Annotated in this window: 12 protein-coding genes; 11 read left to right on the top strand and 1 reads right to left on the bottom strand. The window is 55.4% G+C overall.

The window, feature by feature from the left end:
- The first annotated feature begins 5 nt into the window (after positions 1-5).
- The 5 genes from araD to HMPREF3143_RS09595 all read left to right on the top strand — a co-directional run bounded on the left by araD (position 6) and on the right by HMPREF3143_RS09595 (position 10,661).
- Positions 6-701 carry an L-ribulose-5-phosphate 4-epimerase gene (gene araD / locus HMPREF3143_RS09620; protein ID WP_070532879.1) on the top strand — a complete coding sequence of 232 codons (696 nt, stop codon included), beginning with the start codon at positions 6-8 and terminating at the stop codon, positions 699-701.
- A 74-nt stretch (positions 702-775) separates the two neighbouring features.
- Positions 776-3,133: a DNA polymerase II gene (gene polB, locus HMPREF3143_RS09615; protein ID WP_045406411.1), complete on the top strand. Its 2,358-nt coding sequence runs from the start codon at positions 776-778 to the stop codon at positions 3,131-3,133.
- Between the two features lie 128 nt (positions 3,134-3,261).
- Positions 3,262-6,168: an RNA polymerase-associated protein RapA gene (gene rapA / locus HMPREF3143_RS09610; protein ID WP_070532876.1), complete on the top strand. Its 2,907-nt coding sequence runs from the start codon at positions 3,262-3,264 to the stop codon at positions 6,166-6,168.
- Between the two features lie 12 nt (positions 6,169-6,180).
- Positions 6,181-6,840, top strand: a complete 660-nt coding sequence (rluA, locus tag HMPREF3143_RS09605; RefSeq protein ID WP_008502014.1) for a bifunctional tRNA pseudouridine(32) synthase/23S rRNA pseudouridine(746) synthase RluA — start codon at positions 6,181-6,183, stop codon at positions 6,838-6,840.
- 308 nt (positions 6,841-7,148) lie between these two features.
- Positions 7,149-10,661, top strand: a complete 3,513-nt coding sequence (locus tag HMPREF3143_RS09595) for an autotransporter outer membrane beta-barrel domain-containing protein (protein WP_084832165.1) — start codon at positions 7,149-7,151, stop codon at positions 10,659-10,661.
- 60 nt (positions 10,662-10,721) lie between these two features.
- Here HMPREF3143_RS09595 and djlA read toward each other — a convergent pair whose 3' ends face one another.
- Positions 10,722-11,537 (bottom strand): co-chaperone DjlA, encoded by an 816-nt coding sequence (djlA, locus tag HMPREF3143_RS09590; RefSeq protein ID WP_008502016.1) that lies wholly within the window; start codon positions 11,535-11,537, stop codon positions 10,722-10,724.
- Between the two features lie 239 nt (positions 11,538-11,776).
- On the opposite strand from djlA, the gene lptD reads away from it, so the two are divergent.
- The 6 genes from lptD to apaH are packed head-to-tail and all read left to right on the top strand — an operon-like array spanning position 11,777 to position 18,506.
- Complete coding sequence (lptD, locus tag HMPREF3143_RS09585) at positions 11,777-14,128, top strand: LPS assembly protein LptD (protein ID WP_045353209.1); 2,352 nt, start codon at positions 11,777-11,779, stop codon at positions 14,126-14,128.
- 53 nt (positions 14,129-14,181) lie between these two features.
- Positions 14,182-15,468, top strand: a complete 1,287-nt coding sequence (gene surA / locus HMPREF3143_RS09580) for a peptidylprolyl isomerase SurA (RefSeq protein WP_008502018.1) — start codon at positions 14,182-14,184, stop codon at positions 15,466-15,468.
- A complete protein-coding gene (gene pdxA, locus HMPREF3143_RS09575; RefSeq protein WP_070532872.1) occupies positions 15,468-16,454 on the top strand; it encodes a 4-hydroxythreonine-4-phosphate dehydrogenase PdxA in 987 nt (328 codons plus the stop codon). The genes surA and pdxA overlap by 1 nt, the downstream gene beginning before the upstream one ends.
- The gene (rsmA, locus tag HMPREF3143_RS09570) at positions 16,451-17,272 is read left to right on the top strand and encodes a 16S rRNA (adenine(1518)-N(6)/adenine(1519)-N(6))-dimethyltransferase RsmA (RefSeq protein WP_008502020.1); all 822 of its coding nucleotides are present in this window, start codon (positions 16,451-16,453) and stop codon (positions 17,270-17,272) included. The genes pdxA and rsmA overlap by 4 nt, the downstream gene beginning before the upstream one ends.
- 3 nt (positions 17,273-17,275) lie before the next feature.
- Positions 17,276-17,653, top strand: a complete 378-nt coding sequence (apaG, locus tag HMPREF3143_RS09565) for a Co2+/Mg2+ efflux protein ApaG (RefSeq protein WP_065102031.1) — start codon at positions 17,276-17,278, stop codon at positions 17,651-17,653.
- A 4-nt stretch (positions 17,654-17,657) separates the two neighbouring features.
- Complete coding sequence (gene apaH, locus HMPREF3143_RS09560; protein ID WP_008502022.1) at positions 17,658-18,506, top strand: bis(5'-nucleosyl)-tetraphosphatase (symmetrical) ApaH; 849 nt, start codon at positions 17,658-17,660, stop codon at positions 18,504-18,506.
- The last annotated feature ends 28 nt before the right edge of the window (positions 18,507-18,534 follow it).

Here is an 18,534-nt window from a genome sequence, read left to right as displayed (position 1 = left end):
CAACAATGTTAGAAGAGCTCAAACGCCAGGTGCTCGAAGCCAACCTGGCGCTGCCGAAACATAATCTGGTCACCCTGACCTGGGGCAACGTCAGCGCCGTTGACCGCGATAAAGGCGTGTTTGTGATCAAGCCTTCCGGCGTCGATTACACGGTGATGACGGCGGACGATATGGTGGTGGTCAGCATCGAAACGGGTGAAGTGGTGGAAGGGAACAAAAAGCCCTCCTCCGATACGCCAACTCACCGCCTGCTCTACCGCTCATTCCCAACCATCGGCGGTATCGTGCATACCCATTCACGCCATGCCACCATCTGGGCGCAGGCGGGCCAGTCCATCCCGGCGACCGGCACCACCCACGCGGACTACTTTTACGGCACCATTCCCTGCACGCGTCTGATGACAGATGCGGAGATTAACGGTGAGTACGAATGGGAAACCGGGAACGTGATCGTCGAAACCTTTGAAAAAGAGGGTATCGACGCGGCGCAAATGCCCGGCGTGCTGGTGCACTCCCACGGCCCGTTCGCCTGGGGTAAAAACGCGGAAGATGCGGTGCATAATGCGATTGTGCTCGAAGAGATCGCCTATATGGGGATCTTCTGTCGACAGCTGGCGCCGCAGCTGCCGGACATGCAGCAGACCCTGCTCGATAAGCATTATCTGCGCAAGCACGGCGCGAAGGCCTACTACGGGCAGTAAACTGTATATAAACCCAGCATTATAATCTTAACCAGGCTATAATCAGGCCTGGTTTTGTTTTATGGGATAACGGCGTGGCGCAGGCGCAAGAAGGCTTTTTACTGACCCGACACTGGCGGGATACGCCTCAGGGCACCGAGGTTGAATTCTGGCTGGCAACGGACAACGGCCCGCTGCAGGTGACGCTGCCGCCGCAGGAGTCCGTGGCGTTTATCCCAGAGCCGCACGTCGAAAAAGTGAAACAGTTGCTGCGCGGTGAAAACGGCTGGCGCATTACCCCGCTTGAACTGAAAGATTTCCACCGTCAGCCGGTTTACGGCCTCTACTGTCGCGCCCATCGTCAGCTGATGCGCTATGAAAAACTGCTCCGTGAAGCAGGCGTGACGCTCTACGAAGCGGATATCCGCCCACCCGAACGCTTTCTGATGGAGCGGTTTATTACCGCGCCCGTCTGGGTCGATGGTTCTCCGCAAAATGGCGGTCTCATCAACGCGCGGCTAAAGCCTAACCCACATTACCGCCCGCCGCTGAAGTGGGTCTCCCTGGATATCGAAACCACCCGTCACGGCGAACTGTACTGTATAGGACTTGAAGGCTGCGGCGATCGGGTTGTCTATATGCTCGGGCCACCGAATGGTGATGCCTCCGCGCTGGATTTCCGGCTTGAGTATGTTACCAGCCGGCCGCAGCTGCTGGAGAAGCTCAACCAGTGGTTTGCCGACTTCGATCCCGACGTTCTGATCGGCTGGAATGTGGTGCAGTTCGACCTGCGCGTGCTGCAAAAACACGCCGAGCGTTACCGCATCCCGCTGATGCTCGGGCGCGGCAACAGCGAGCTTGAGTGGCGCGAACACGGTTTTAAGAACGGCGTTTTCTTCGCACAGGCGAACGGCCGCCTGATTATCGACGGCATCGAGGCGCTCAAGTCCGCCTTCTGGAACTTCTCGTCATTCGCCCTCGAAGCGGTGGCGCAGGAGCTGCTTGGCGAAGGCAAATCCATCGACAACCCCTGGGACAGAATGGACGAGATCGACCGGCGCTTTAACGAAGACAAGCCCGCGCTCGCCACCTATAACCTGAAAGACTGTGAGCTGGTCACGCGGATTTTCCACAAAACCGAGATCATGCCCTTCCTGCTGGAGCGCGCGACGGTGAACGGACTCGCGGCGGACAGGCACGGCGGCTCCGTGGCGGCCTTTAGCCACCTCTATTTTCCCCGAATGCACCGGGCAGGATACGTTGCCCCCAACCTCGGGGACGTGCCGCCGCAGGCCAGCCCCGGCGGGTACGTCATGGATTCCCGACCAGGACTGTATGACTCCGTTCTGGTCCTGGACTACAAAAGCCTCTACCCGTCGATAATTCGCACCTTCCTGATCGATCCCGTCGGGCTGGTTGAGGGGCTGGCCCAGCCGGATGATGAACACAGCACCGAAGGCTTCCTCGGCGCACGCTTCTCGCGGGAAAAACACTGCCTGCCCGACATCGTAGGCAACATCTGGCACGGCCGCGACGAGGCCAAGCGCCACGGCAACAAGCCCCTCTCACAGGCGCTGAAAATCATCATGAACGCCTTCTACGGGGTGCTGGGCACCAGCGCCTGTCGCTTCTTCGACCCTCGGCTGGCGTCGTCGATCACGATGCGCGGGCACGAGATCATGCGCCAGACTAAAGCGCTGATTGAATCCCGGGGTTATGACGTCATCTACGGCGACACGGACTCCACCTTTGTATGGCTTAAGGGCGCGCATTCCGAAGACGATGCCGCGCAAATCGGCAAAGCGCTGGTTGCCTTCGTGAACGACTGGTGGCAGGAACATCTGCAGAAAGTGCGGTTAACCAGCGCGCTGGAGCTGGAATTTGAAACCCATTTTGCCCGCTTCTTAATGCCCACCATCCGCGGTACCGATCAGGGCAGCAAGAAGCGCTATGCCGGGCTGATTCAGGAAGGCGACGCGCAGCGGATGGTCTTTAAAGGGCTCGAGACAGTGCGTACCGACTGGACGCCGCTGGCCCAGCAGTTCCAGCAAACGCTCTATCTGCGGGTATTTCGCAATGAGCCGTATCAGGACTACGTGCGCGAGACGATCGCCAGCCTGATGGCAGGCGAACTTGACGCGCAGCTGGTGTATCGCAAACGCCTGCGCCGCCCGCTCGCGGAGTACCAGCGTAACGTTCCTCCGCACGTTCGCGCCGCGCGCCTCGCGGACGAAGAAAACGTCCGCCGTGGCCGCGCGCCGCAGTATCAGAATCGGGGAACCATCAAATACGTCTGGACGATAAACGGTCCGGAACCGGTGGATTATCAGCACTCGCCTCTGGATTATGAACACTATCTGACGCGTCAGCTTCAGCCGGTTGCCGACGGAATTTTGCCCTTCATCGACGATGATTTTGCTACACTAGTGACAGGGCAACTTGGCCTATTTTGACGCGTGACGAAATGGCTGCCATCCAGTACCATAGCGCCCTTTCCATTCCCGGACCCATTTTTCGATGACCGTCTTTTTTGACGGTGGTCGAACTATTGCCTGCAATTAAAGATTAGAGCCGAACAACTATGCCTTTTACACTTGGTCAACGCTGGATCAGCGATACAGAAAGCGAACTTGGATTAGGAACCGTCGTTGCCGTTGATGCGCGCATGGTTACCCTCCTCTTCCCTGCCACCGGTGAAAACCGCCTGTACGCCCGCAATGACTCCCCTGTAACCCGCGTGATGTTTAATCCGGGTGACACCGTGACCAGCCACGACGGCTGGCAGCTCAAGATTAAAGACGTAAAAGAAGAGAATGGACTGCTCGCCTACATCGGCACTCGCCTGGACACCGACGAGGCCAATGTCATCCTGCGCGAAGTGCTGCTCGACAGCAAGCTGGTGTTCAGCAAGCCGCAGGACCGCCTGTTTGCCGGGCAAATCGACCGTATGGATCGCTTCTCCCTGCGCTATCGCGCGCGTAAGTTCCAGAGTGAACAGTACCGCATGCCCTGGAGCGGCCTGCGCGGCCAGCGCACCAGCCTGATCCCCCACCAGCTGAACATCGCCCATGACGTGGGCCGTCGCCATGCGCCGCGCGTGCTGCTGGCAGATGAAGTGGGCCTGGGTAAAACCATCGAGGCGGGCATGATCCTGCACCAACAGCTGCTTTCCGGCGCTGCCGAGCGCGTGCTGATTGTGGTGCCAGAAACCTTACAGCACCAGTGGCTGGTTGAGATGCTGCGCCGCTTTAACCTGCGCTTCTCTCTGTTCGATGACGAACGCTACGCCGAAGCCCAGCACGATGCGGACAACCCGTTTGAAACCGAACAGCTGGTGATTTGTTCTCTCGACTTCGTGCGCCGCAGCAAGCAGCGTCTTGAGCATCTGTGCGATGCCGAGTGGGACCTGATGGTCGTCGACGAAGCGCACCACCTGGTCTGGAGCGAAGATGCGCCGAGCCGCGAATATATGGCTATCGAGCAGCTTGCCGAGCGCGTGCCTGGCGTCCTGCTGCTGACCGCTACGCCGGAACAGCTGGGTCTGGAAAGCCACTTCGCCCGTCTGCGCCTGCTCGATCCAAACCGTTTCCACGACTTCGGGCAGTTTGTGGAAGAACAGAATAACTACCGTCCGGTTGCAGATGCCGTCGCGCTGCTGCTGGCGGGCAAGCGTCTTTCTGATGATGAACTCAACACCCTGAGCGATCTGATTGGCGAGCAGGATATCGAGCCGCTGCTGCAGGCCGCTAACAGCGACAGCGACAACGCGGAATCCGCGCGTAAAGAGCTGATCGACATGCTGATGGATCGCCACGGCACCAGTCGCGTCCTGTTCCGTAACACCCGTAACGGTGTGAAAGGGTTCCCGAAACGCGAGCTGCATACCATTAAGCTGCCGCTGCCGACGCAGTATCAGACGGCAATTAAAGTTTCCGGCATCATGGGCGCGCGCAAAACGCAGGAAGAGCGCGCCCGCGACATGCTCTACCCGGAACAAATCTACCAGGAATTTGAAGGCGATACCGGCACCTGGTGGAACTTCGATCCGCGCGTAGAGTGGCTGATGGGCTACCTGACCGCGCACCGCTCCCAGAAGGTGCTGGTGATCTGCGCCAAGGCGGCCACCGCGCTGCAGCTGGAGCAGGTCCTGCGCGAGCGCGAAGGCATTCGCGCCGCCGTGTTCCACGAAGGCATGTCCATCGTTGAACGCGACCGCGCTGCGGCGTGGTTTGCCGAAGAGGACAGCGGCGCTCAGGTTATGCTCTGCTCTGAAATCGGTTCTGAAGGCCGTAACTTCCAGTTCGCCAGCAACCTGGTGATGTTCGATCTGCCGTTCAACCCGGATCTGCTGGAGCAGCGTATTGGCCGTCTGGATCGTATCGGTCAGGCGCACGATATTCAGATCCACGTGCCGTATCTGGAAAAAACGGCCCAGTCCGTGCTGGTGCGCTGGTTCCACGAAGGTCTGGATGCGTTTGAACATACCTGCCCGACGGGCCGCACCATTTACGATCAGGTGCACGGCGATCTGATCGGCTATCTGGCCGCGCCGGAAAACACCGACGGCTTTGACGATCTGATTAAGTCCTGCCGCGAGAAGCACGACGCGCTGAAAGCGCAGCTTGAACAAGGCCGCGACCGCCTGCTGGAGATCCACTCCAACGGCGGGGAAAAAGCGCAGGCGCTGGCTGAGAGCATTGAAGAGCAGGATGATGACACCAGCCTCATCAGCTTCTCCATGAACCTGTTCGACATCGTGGGCATTAACCAGGACGACCGCGGCGAGAACCTGATTGTCCTGACCCCGTCCGATCACATGCTGGTGCCAGATTTCCCGGGCCTGCCGGAAGATGGCTGCACCATCACCTTCGAGCGTGATGTGGCGCTGTCCCGCGAAGATGCCCAGTTCATCACCTGGGAACACCCGCTGATCCGTAACGGGCTGGATCTGATCCTCTCTGGCGATACCGGCAGCAGCACCATCTCGCTGTTGAAAAACAAGGCGCTGCCCGTAGGCACGCTGCTGCTGGAGCTGATCTACGTTGTGGAAGCGCAGGCGCCGAAACAGCTGCAGCTCAACCGCTTCCTGCCACCAACGCCGGTGCGTCTGCTGCTGGATAAAAACGGCACGAACCTCGCAGGACAGGTTGAATTTGAGAGTTTCAACCGCCAGCTGCGCGCGGTGAACCGCCATACCGGCAGCAAGCTGGTCAATGCGGTGCAGCAGGACGTGCATGCCATTCTCCAGCAGGGTGAAACCCAGATTGAAAAAGCGGCCAGAGCGCTGATTGACGCCGCGCGCAGTGAAGCCGACGAGAAACTGTCTGCAGAGCTGTCGCGTCTGGAGGCGTTGAAGGCCGTGAACCCGAACATCCGTGACGACGAGCTGGCGGCGATTGAAAGCAACCGTCAGCAGGTGCTGGAAAGCCTGGATCAGGCAAGCTGGCGTCTGGATGCCCTGCGTCTTATCGTTGTGACGCATCAGTAAACGGAGCGCAAGATGGTGATGGAGCCGTACAATCCGCCGCAGGATCCCTGGCTGGTCATTCTGTATCAGGATGAACACATTATGGTAGTCAACAAGCCCAGCGGGCTGTTGTCCGTGCCGGGTCGTCTGGATGAGCACAAAGACAGCGTGATGACGCGCATTCAGCGCGATTATCCTCAGGCGGAGTCGGTCCATCGCCTGGACATGGCGACCAGCGGCGTGATTGTGGTGGCGCTGAACAAAGCGGCAGAACGCGAGCTGAAGCGCCAGTTCCGCGAGCGCGAGCCGAAGAAGCAGTATGTCGCCCGCGTCTGGGGTCACCCGGCGCAGGCGGAAGGGCTGGTGGATTTACCGCTGATCTGCGACTGGCCGAATCGGCCAAAGCAGAAGGTGTGTTATGAAACCGGTAAGGCCGCGCAAACCGAGTATGAAGTGCTTGAGTACGCGCCGGATAATACCGCGCGCGTCCTGCTTAAGCCGATTACTGGACGTTCACACCAGCTGCGCGTGCATATGCTTGCGCTGGGTCATCCGATTCTGGGCGACCGCTTTTACGCGCCGCCTGAAGCGCTGGCCTTAGCGCCACGTCTGCAGCTGCACGCGCAGACGCTTACCATCACCCATCCGGCCTTCGGTAACGCGATGACGTTTAAAGCCCCGGTCGATTTTTAAATTCCTGATGTGAATATTTACTGTCAGCTCACTGTCGACGGTAAATATTCACACAGCATATATATCTCCCCTGCTCATCTGAAAACCCGCCCAAGTTCATTCACGATAATTATCTCTTCCTTAAATAACACTCAGTATTTTTAGAAAGACTAAGGTTTGGATTAAAAAATATTAAATTGAACACGATGCAATTTATTACTGATAATCCAGCTCATTTTAAGGAAATACTAACTCTACCCTATCCAAACGGAGTTATTTTTCTACTCAACAGCCACACTTAGTTTACTCATTGATTCACAAGGAAGTGTATGAACCGTTCGTATAACATCGTCTGGAATTGCGCCAGAAATATGTACATCGTTGCCTCGGAGTTTTCAAAAGGGGACAGCAAAGTTAAATCCTGCGTACGCGCCGGAAGCGCGATCGCAACGTTTATCTTGTCAGGTGTTGTGAGTACCGCACACGCCAGTGACACGACGTTTGTTGCAGCCCCGGGTAATAACACCATCAGTGGTGAATATTCAACGACGAGCCCTAATACCTCGGCGGTATCCGCCTCTGGCTCTGATGTCATCGTCACCGATAACGGCGCCTTAACGATATCCACAACCGGGGATGCAGGCATGGGGCTATCCGTGTCGAATGGAGCGAAAATCACGCTCGATGATTCGGGATCCACAATCCGCACTTCCGGGGAAGGCAGTCATGCGATAACCATTGTCGGTGATAACTCAGAAGCCATGTTGAACAACCTTACCGTTTCGACGGAAGGCGAGATCGCCTCTGCCGTATTGTTTAGCTCTAATGCAAAAGGCACCATTGACGGGGGGAGCTATACGGCGACGGGAGAGGGTTCTTATGGTGTTGAGATATTGAATGGCGCAGACCTGACGATAAAAAACGCGACCATTACGACTTCCGGGCATGGCATGGCTCGGGCTATTGTTAACCGATATGCCACCCTTTCATTAGACAATGTGAATATAAACACCACGGGAGATTTTGGTAATGCAGGTATATATAACGACGGTGAATTGACCGGCTCAAACGTCACGATTACCACTACCGGAAGTCAGAGCTTTGGTATTCAAAACTATACCAACACATTTAATTTAGCGGCATCCCACGTTGAAACTTACGGTGAGCAGTCAGTTGGCATAATGAATACCGGACGCGCAGAACTCACTGATACTCATATCGTCACTCATGGGAAAAATGCTGACGCAATATCCTCTGACGGGGCAAAGAGCACATTCGTACTGAATAACGGTTCAGCGATCGCGTCCGGAGAAAATTCGCGGGCAGTGGCGATGACTCACGGTGGAACCCTTGAGGCGAACAGCACAGATATCACCAGCGAACAATCTGCTGCCATTGCCTTAGAAAGCGCCAGCAGCGCGACCGTCACCCACAGCAACGTTTCCGGTAGCAATGTCGCCTTCTCGTTCAGCGGTGGAAAAAATGTCGCTACGATTGACGGAGGGAGCATTACGGCAACCGCGTCAGGAGGAAGTGCTTTTGCGGTGGATTCCGGATCTGCCGATATTAACGTGAAGAATGTGCAAACGATGAACGCAGACAATCTGCTCACCGTGGCCAATACCACTGATGCAGTCACCCTTCGCGCTGAAAACAGCAAGCTGTCCGGCGCCGTTAAGGCCAGCGGTGATAACGTCAGCATGACGCTGGATGCGAACAGCCAATGGCTGCTGACGGCCGATTCCAGCGTCGGTAATCTTACCAGCAGCGGACGCATCACACTCGGCGATGAAAACGGCAGTACTGGTACACTCAATGTCGGTAATCTCACCCTTCGGGCTAACAGCCAAACTGATGTCTATCTTGACGCAAACGCGACCGATGCGCCGATTGTCGCTCAGAATGCGACGCTTGATGGCACACTAAATATTACAGGTTACGGTAGTGCCAGCACGCTTTCCGCGGATAGCGCCTTCACGGTGATTGACGCTGAAAATGCAATCAATGGCAATTTTACCAACCTCACCGTCGCGGGCATGGCATCTGGCTCCGTTGACTTCATCACCTTTAGCGGCACCATTGATCCCGCCGACGTGACCAATTACGTCCTGACACCGTCATTAACCTGGTATGCCAGCCAGAACCCAGCGGCAACAGCGGCTCACGGCACATTCACTCTGAACAATCCTGACGGCAGCTTTACGCTGAGCACGGCGCTTGTCGATCAAAACGCCGAAGCCACGACCGGATGGGACGGAAAATCGCTGACCAAAGAGGGGCAAGGTACGCTGATCCTCAATGCCGCAAACAGTTACAGCGGCACAACGGATGTGAACCAAGGCACGCTCTGGCTGGACGAGGCTGGCGTTATCGGCGTACAAAACAGCGAGCAGGCCGTGAATGTCGCGGCAGGCGCCACGTTTGGCGGTTCCAACGGTGTGGTGAACGGCAATGTTAATAGCAAGGGTACCATTCAGTTCAACGACACGCTAACGATCAATGGTGATCTGAGCAACGCAGGCAGCATTGTCAGCGGCAATATTGAGGGAACCAATGGTGCGACGACCGGCAACACGCTGATCGTAAACGGCGATTACACCAGCAACCAGGGTTCTGTGACGCTAAATACGCAGTTAGGCGACGACACGTCTCCAACCGATATGCTTAACATTACGGGGAATACGTCCGGGAACACCACCCTGTACATTAACAACGTTGGTGGTCAGGGCGCACTGACCCAAAACGGTATTGAAGTGATTACGGTCGGCGGTGAATCAAACGGCACCTTTGTTCAGGGTAATCAGGTCCAGATTAACGCCTACGAATACCGCCTGTATCAGGACTCAGGGGACTGGTATCTTCGTTCCCAGGCCACGAGTGATAATGGCGACGTAACGCCTCAGTATCGTGCCGATATCGGTTCATACCTCAGCAACCAGTGGCTGGCTCGCGATCTGCAAATGCAGACCCTGTCAGACCGAGAAGGCAGTCAGTTCAAATCGGAAAACGGCACGACATGGGCGCGTTTCAAAGCAGGTAAGAACCAGTCTACTGCGGCAGAGAGCAATATTGATATCGACAGCAACTATTCCCAGTTCCAGATTGGGGGCGATGTTGCCGCCTGGAACAACGGCGAACAAAGCCTGGTGGTCGGGGTTATGGGTAGCTATGTCAACGCCAGCAGCGACAGCACTGGCAATAAAGGTGCTGACGGCAGCCGCTTTAGCGCTGACGGTAAAGTCGATGGCTATAACCTCGGAGTCTATGCAACGTGGTTTGCCGATGCCCGACAGCATCAGGGTTTTTATGTCGACAGTTGGTATCAGTATGGGATGTACCACAACAGCGTAGATAACAGTGACGTTGGCTCAATGGATTACGATTCAAACGCCAACGCCGTTTCGCTGGAAACAGGCTACCGCTACGATATCGCACTCGGCGACAACACGCTGAGCCTCACGCCGCAGGCACAGGTCGTCTGGCAGGATTACAGTGCGGATGACATCAAAGACAGCAGCGGCACGACGATTGATGGGCAAAACGGCGAAAGCTGGACCACCCGTTTAGGCCTGCGCATTGACAGCAAGATGAATAAGTCGAACGACGCGGTTATCCAGCCGTTTGCGGAGGCCAACTGGCTGCATACCTCTGAAGACACGGCAGTCAACTTTGGTGACACACAGATCAAACAGGACCTTCCTGCCGATCGTGCGGAGCTGAAAGCGGGTATTCAGGCAAATGTGAGCAAGCAATGGAGCGTTATTGCCCAGGTCTCCGGACAGAAAGGTGATAATGAGTACAGCGATGTAAACGGTAGCCTGAACGTACGCTACAGCTGGTAACGCTGTATAAAGGGCCTGGCAGCTCATGCTGTCAGGCCCTTCATCATTCTAAAAAGGGGCTTATTTGAAGCCTTTCTTCTCTTTAATCAGCTCGTACGCTTTCTGAATTTCCTGCGCTTTTTGCTTCGCCATCTCCATCATTTCAGGCGGTAAGCCTTTTGCAACGAGCTTGTCTGGATGGTGCTCGCTCATGAGCTTACGATAGGCACGTTTGATGGTGGTCTGATCGTCAGAGGGTTTTACGCCAAGCACGTTGCAGGCATCTTCCAGCGTCGGACCGCGCTGCGCCTGCTGCCAGGCACCGCCAGAAGACTGCTGGTGATACCCGCCGCCAAACTGCGCGCCACCCTGCATCATGCGCAGGAACTGATCGAACTGCATACGGGAGATACCCAGCTCTTCCGCAATCACGTATAAAACATCGCGTTCGTTAGGGTGAAGCGAGCCGTCGGCGAAGGCCGCCTGAATCTGAATTTCCAGAAACATCCGAATTAAATCAAAACGGCCGAAGCAGATGCTGCGGAACTGGCGCATTTTTTCGCGAAGCGGGTAGTTATCGGATTTCCCGATGCGAAACGCATTTTGCGCCTCCAGGCGGGAGTCACCGTGCAGATTCATGCGATCCATAAAGACGCTGGCAATCTGAATATCGGCTTCCGTGACGCGCCCTTTGGATTTGGTTAAATGCCCCATCACCTCAAAAGTGGTGGAGAAAAAGAGTGACTGGCGCTCGCGCTGGTTGGCAAACCAGGCCATTTTACGGCTGCGCGCCTTATCAAACATATGGCCAATAATAAGCCCCAGCACTATTCCCCAGAACCCGGCACCCATGATGATGGCGAACGCAACGCCGATTATTTTACCCCAATACTGCATATACTCCCCGGATAGTCATATTCCTGGCCGACGCAACGTCATCATCACTGTGTTCAAGTCACGGTCAATTGAAGGACATCGCCTATAATTTGCTTTATCATACTCGTCATTCGATAGCGAGCCTAACACTCTGGCACGCAAACGGGCAGGATTAACGCTGGTACTGCGCAGATGAGTAAGATAGTCTCTGAGCGTTTGTAAGCCGTAGCCACTGATGACGGAACAATAAAATACAACGTATGAAAAAACGTATCCCCACCCTCCTGGCCACAATGATTGGCACCGCCCTGTACAGTCAACAGGGGCTGGCGGCCGATCTCGCCTCGCAGTGTATGCTTGGCGTCCCAAGTTATAATCGCCCACTGGTGAGTGGCGATACCAATAGCTTGCCGGTAACCATTACTGCCGACAGTTCAAAAGGGACTTACCCTGACAATGCCACCTTTACAGGCAATGTCGATATTAACCAGGGCAATAGCCGCCTGCAGGCAGATGAAGTGCAGTTGCACCAGAAGCAGCCGGAAGGTGCGGCCGAGCCGGTACGAACGGTGGATGCGCTGGGTAATGTGCACTATGACGACAATCAGGTCATCCTGAAAGGTCCGAAAGCCTGGTCAAACCTGAATACCAAAGACACTAACGTCTGGAAAGGTGATTACCAGATGGTGGGTCGCCAGGGGCGCGGTGACGCGGACCTGATGAAACAGCGCGGTGAAAACCGCTATACGATCCTGGAAAATGGCACGTTCACGTCGTGTCTGCCGGGTTCAAATACCTGGAGCGTGGTCGGGAGCGAAGTTATCCATGACCGCGAAGAGCAGGTCGCAGAGATCTGGAACGCTCGCTTCAAGGTGGGTCCGGTCCCCATATTCTACAGCCCTTATCTGCAGCTTCCGGTGGGTGACAAACGTCGCTCCGGTTTCCTGATCCCGAATGCCAAATACAGCACCACGAACTACTTTGAGTTCTACCTGCCGTATTACTGGAACATCGCGCCTAACATGGATGCGACGATCACGCCGCACTATATCCACAAGCGCGGTAACGTCATGTGGGAGAACGAGTTCCGCTATCTGACCCACGCCGGTGCGGGTCTGATGGAGCTGGATTATCTGCCGTCGGATAAAGTCTTCCAGGACGAGCATCCCACTGAAGGTGATAAGCACCGCTGGATGTATTTCTGGCAGCATTCCGGGGTGATGGATCAGGTGTGGCGTTTCAACGTCAATTACACCAAGGTCAGTGACCCGAACTACTTCAACGATTTTTCGTCAAAATACGGTTCGAGTACCGACGGTTATGCAACGCAGATCTTCAGCGTTGGCTATGCGGTGCAGAACTTCGATGCGACGGTAACTAGTAAGCAGTTCCAGGTGTTCTCAAGCCAGACGGCGAGTACCTATGGTGCCGAACCGCAGTTGGACGTTAACTGGTACCAGAATGACGTAGGGCCATTTGATACCCGCATTTATGGCCAGGCAGTGCATTTTGTAAACACCAATTCCTCTATGCCGGAAGCCACCCGTGTTCACCTGGAGCCCGTCATTAACCTTCCATGGTCGAATGACTGGGCTAGTCTGAACACGGAAGCTAAGCTGATGGCGACACACTATCAGCAGAAAAACATAGATGATTACAACGCGAACCCAAACAATACCGGTCACCTGGAAGAATCAGTAAACCGTACGCTTCCTCAGTTCAAAATGGACGGTAAGCTGATCTTCGAACGCGATATGGATCTTCTGGCGGATGGCTATACCCAGACGCTGGAGCCACGTATGCAGTATCTGTACGTGCCTTATCGCGATCAGAGCAACATCAATAACTACGACTCTTCTTTACTGCAGTCTGACTACAGTGGCCTGTTCCGCGACCGTACCTACGGTGGCCTTGACCGCATCGCATCAGCGAACCAGTTAACGACCGGGGTCACATCGCGCGTTTATGATGATGCTGCCGTTGAACGTTTTAACGTTTCTGTTGGTCAAATCTATTATTTCACCGAGTCTCGCACGGGCGATGACAACATTAAGTGGGAGAAAGATAATAAGACGGGTTCGCTGATTTGGGCTGGCGATACCTACTGGCGCATGACCGATCGTTGGGGCCTGCGTGGTGGCGTTCAGTATGACACCCGTCTCGACAATATCGCTAACAGCACGGCGGCTATAGAATATCGCCGGGATGAAGATCGGATGGTGCAATTGACCTATCGTTATGCCAGTCCCGAATATATTCAGGCGACATTACCAAACTATGGTACTGCCGAGCAGTATAAAGACGGTATTTCGCAGGTGGGTGGCGCAGCGAGTTGGCCTATCGCCGACCGTTGGTCAATCGTAGGCGCTTACTACTTTGACACTAACACCAATAAAGCTGCTGACCAGATGTTGGGGCTGCAATATAACTCCTGCTGCTACGCGCTGCGTGTCGGTTACGAACGTAAGCTTAACGGCTGGGAAAACAATCAGAGCAAATACGATAACGTGATTGGCTTTAACTTCGAGTTACGCGGCCTGAGTTCCAACTACGGTCTGGGTACGCAGAAAATGCTGCGCTCGAACATTCTGCCTTACCGCAGTTCCTTGTAATGTGCTTGATTTGCAACGTAATCCGCTTTGCGGTTAATTGAAATGGAAAAAGTATGAAGAACTGGAAAACGCTGCTGCTCGGTGTCGCTATGGTTGCGAATACCAGCTTCGCGGCCCCCCAGGTTGTTGATAAAGTCGCTGCTGTGGTTAACAACGGCGTCGTGCTTGAAAGTGACGTTGACGGTCTGATGAAATCGGTGAAGCTCAATTCGGGCGAAGCGGGTCAGCAGCTTCCGGATGACGCCACGCTGCGCCACCAGATCCTGGAACGCCTGATCATGGATCAGATCGTTCTGCAAATGGGGCAGAAAATGGGTGTGAAGGTCACTGACGAGCAGCTCGATCAGGCGATCGCTAACATCGCGAAGCAGAACAATATGTCTTTAGACCAGATGCGCAGCCGTCTGGCCTATGACGGCATCAGCTACGCTACCTATCGTAACCAGATCCGGAAAGAGATGCTGATTTCGGAAGTGCGTAACAACGAAGTGCGTCGCCGCGTCACTATCCTGCCTCAGGAAGTGGACGCGCTGGCAAAACAGGTGGGTAACCAGAACGATGCAAGCACAGAGCTGAACCTGAGCCACATTCTGATCCCACTGCCAGAGAACCCTACGTCCGATCAGGCTGCGGAAGCAGAAAGCCAGGCGCGTTCAATTGTCGAGCAGGCGCGTAACGGCGGTGACTTTGGCAAGCTGGCCATCACCTACTCCGCAGACCAACAGGCGCTGAAAGGCGGCCAGATGGGCTGGGGACGTATTCAGGAGCTGCCATCCCTCTTTGCCCAGGCACTGAGCACGGCTAAGAAAGGCGATATCGTCGGTCCAATCCGTTCAGGCGTGGGCTTCCACATTCTGAAAGTGAACGATCTGCGCGGCCAGAGCCAAAATATCTCCGTTACCGAAGTTCACGCTCGCCACATTCTGCTGAAGCCGTCACCAATCATGACTGACGATCAGGCGCGTGCGAAACTGGAACAGATTGCGGCAGATATTAAGAGCGGTAAAACCTCGTTTGCGAAGGCAGCAAAAGAGTTCTCTCAGGATCCTGGGTCTGCTAACCAGGGTGGCGATCTGGGCTGGGCAGCGGCGGATATTTACGATCCTGCCTTCCGTGACGCGTTGATGAAGCTGAACAAAGGCCAGATCAGCGCGCCGGTACACTCTTCGTTTGGCTGGCATCTGATCGAGCTGATGGACACTCGTAACGTTGATAAAACGGATGCAGCACAGAAAGACAGAGCCTACCGCATGCTGTTTAACCGTAAGTTCTCTGAAGAAGCAGCCACCTGGATGCAGGAACAACGCGCCAGTGCTTACGTGAAAGTGCTGAGCAACTAATGAAACAGCATCGTGTTGTTATCACGCCCGGCGAACCCGCCGGGATTGGACCTGACCTCGTTGTCCAGCTTGCCCAGCGCAGCTGGTCAGTAGAACTGGTTGTCTGCGCCGATGCAACACTGTTACAAGACCGGGCAGCGCTGCTCGGTCTGCCTTTAACGCTCATCCCTTACGTTGAAGGTCAACAGCCTGCACCGCAGCAAGCCGGTACCCTCACTCTTCTTTCTGTTCCCCTTCGTACGCCGGTCATTCCTGGCCAGCTCAGCACGGAAAACGGCCACTATGTCGTTGAAACCCTTGCGCGCGCCTGCGACGGTTGCCTGAAGGGCGAATTTGCCGCCCTGATTACCGGCCCCGTCCACAAAGGCGTGATCAACGAAGCGGGCATACCGTTTACCGGGCATACGGAGTTCTTTGAAGAGCGCTCGCACAGTCCGAAAGTGGTGATGATGCTGGCGACGGAAGAAATGCGCGTTGCGCTGGTGACCACCCATCTGCCGATCAAAGCGATTCCGGATGCGATCACGCCTGAACTCCTGCGCGAGATCATCGGGATTTTGCATCACGATCTGCAGACAAAATTTGGGATCCCGCAGCCGCATGTGCTGGTCTGTGGCCTGAATCCGCACGCCGGCGAAGGCGGGCACATGGGTACCGAAGAGATCGACACCATCATTCCGGTACTCAACGAAATGCGGGCGAAGGGGATGAATCTCAGCGGTCCGCTGCCTGCTGATACCCTTTTCCAGCCGAAATACCTGGATAATGCCGACGCCGTGCTCGCGATGTACCACGATCAGGGCCTGCCCGTGCTAAAATACCAGGGCTTTGGCCGCGGCGTGAATATCACCCTCGGTTTACCCTTTATTCGAACGTCCGTTGACCACGGTACTGCGCTGGATCTGGCAGGCCAGGGGAAGGCGGATGTCGGCAGTTTTATTACGGCGCTTAATCTCGCCATCAAAATGATTGTTAATACTCAATGACTAATCGAGTCCATCAGGGCCACTTAGCCCGTAAACGTTTCGGGCAAAACTTCCTAAACGATCAGTTCGTGATCGAAAGCATTGTCTCGGCTATTAATCCGCAAAAAGGCCAGGCGATGGTCGAAATCGGCCCGGGTCTTGCCGCGCTGACCGAACCGGTAGGCGAGCGCCTCGACGAGCTGACCGTCATCGAACTGGACCGCGATCTGGCCGCACGCCTGCAAACGCACCCGTTCCTCGGGCCGAAGCTGACCATCTATCAGCAGGACGCCATGACCATGAACTTCGGCGAACTGTCAGAAAAAATGGGTCAGCCGCTGCGCGTATTCGGCAACCTGCCGTATAACATCTCCACGCCGCTCATGTTCCACCTCTTTAGCTATACTGATGCCATTGCCGACATGCACTTCATGTTGCAAAAAGAGGTGGTTAACCGCCTGGTTGCAGGCCCGAACAGTAAAGCGTATGGTCGTTTAAGCGTGATGGCGCAATATTACTGCAACGTGATCCCGGTACTCGAAGTACCGCCGTCAGCGTTCACACCACCACCGAAAGTGGATTCAGCGGTTGTGCGCCTTGTGCCGCACAAAACGAAACCGTACCCGGTAAAAGATCTGCGTGTACTGAGCCGCATTACCACTGAAGCCTTTAACCAGCGTCGTAAAACGATCCGTAACAGCCTCAGCAATTCCTTCACCGTTGAGGTGTTAGCTGAGCTTGGGATCGACCCGGCAATGCGTGCGGAGAACATCTCCGTAGAGCAATACTGCAAGCTGGCTAATTACATCAGCGAAAATGCGCCGCCGAAGGAGAGTTAAGCCATGATTGATTCGCCCCGCGTATGTGTCCATGTACAAAGCGTTTATGTTGAATCACAGTCCTCACCGGATGAAGAACGTTTTGTCTTTGCTTACACCGTGACCATTCGCAATCTGGGGCGGACGCCCGTGCAGCTGCGCGGTCGCTACTGGCTTATCACCAACGGCAATGGCCGCGAAATCGAAGTCCAGGGGGAAGGTGTGGTCGGTGAACAGCCTCATATCGCCCCTGGCGAAGAGTACCAGTACACCAGCGGCGCGGTGATTGAAACGCCGATGGGTACCATGCAAGGCCATTATGAAATGGTCGACGTCGATGGCAATGATTTCCGCATTGCCATTCCGGTGTTCCGTCTCGCCGTAACCACACTCATTCATTAATCTAATGTCTACATATCTGATTGGCGACGTTCACGGTTGCTACGATGAACTGATCGCATTATTAAAACAGGTCGACTTTACGCCAGGACAGGACACACTCTGGCTGACGGGCGATTTAGTCGCGCGTGGCCCCGGCTCCCTTGAAGTATTACGTTTCGTCAAATCGCTAGGCGACAGCGTGCGCATGGTGCTGGGCAATCACGATTTGCATCTGCTGGCGGTGTTCGCCGGGATCAGCCGCAACAAGCCTAAAGATCGCCTCACCCCGCTGCTGGATGCGCCAGATGCCGACGAGCTGATTAACTGGCTGCGCCGTCAGCCGCTGCTGCAGGTCGACGAAGAGAAAAAGCTGGTCATGGCGCATGCCGGGATCACCCCACAATGGGATCTTGAGACGGCGAAAACCTGTGCGCGCGACGTTGAGGCGGTGCTGGCGAGCGACTCCTATCCTTTCTTCCTCGATGCCATGTACGGCGATATGCCGAACCACTGGAGTGAGGATCTCAGCGGTCTGGCGCGTCTGCGCTTTATTACCAACGCCTTCACCCGCATGCGTTTCTGCTTCCCGAACGGACAGCTGGACATGTATTCCAAAGAGACGCCGGAGAGCGCGCCCGCTCCGCTCAAACCGTGGTTTGCCATTCCGGGGCCGGTGACAAGTGAGTACAACGTGGTATTTGGTCACTGGGCTGCACTGGAAGGAAAAGGAACGCCGGAAGGGATCTACGGTCTGGATACCGGATGCTGCTGGGGCGGAGAGTTAACCTGCTTACGCTGGGAAGATAAAACTTACTTTGTTCAGCCGTCCAACCGACAGCTGGATTTAGGGGGAGACGAGGCGGTTGCCTCCTGATATGCACTTCCCTCTCCCGGCCGGGAGA

Source organism: Enterobacter sp. HMSC16D10, assembly GCF_001807145.1.
Taxonomy (GTDB): domain Bacteria; phylum Pseudomonadota; class Gammaproteobacteria; order Enterobacterales; family Enterobacteriaceae; genus Enterobacter; species Enterobacter roggenkampii.
The sequence above is the reverse complement of the archived record's forward strand: the minus strand, read 5'-3'. Positions and strand labels throughout refer to the sequence as shown.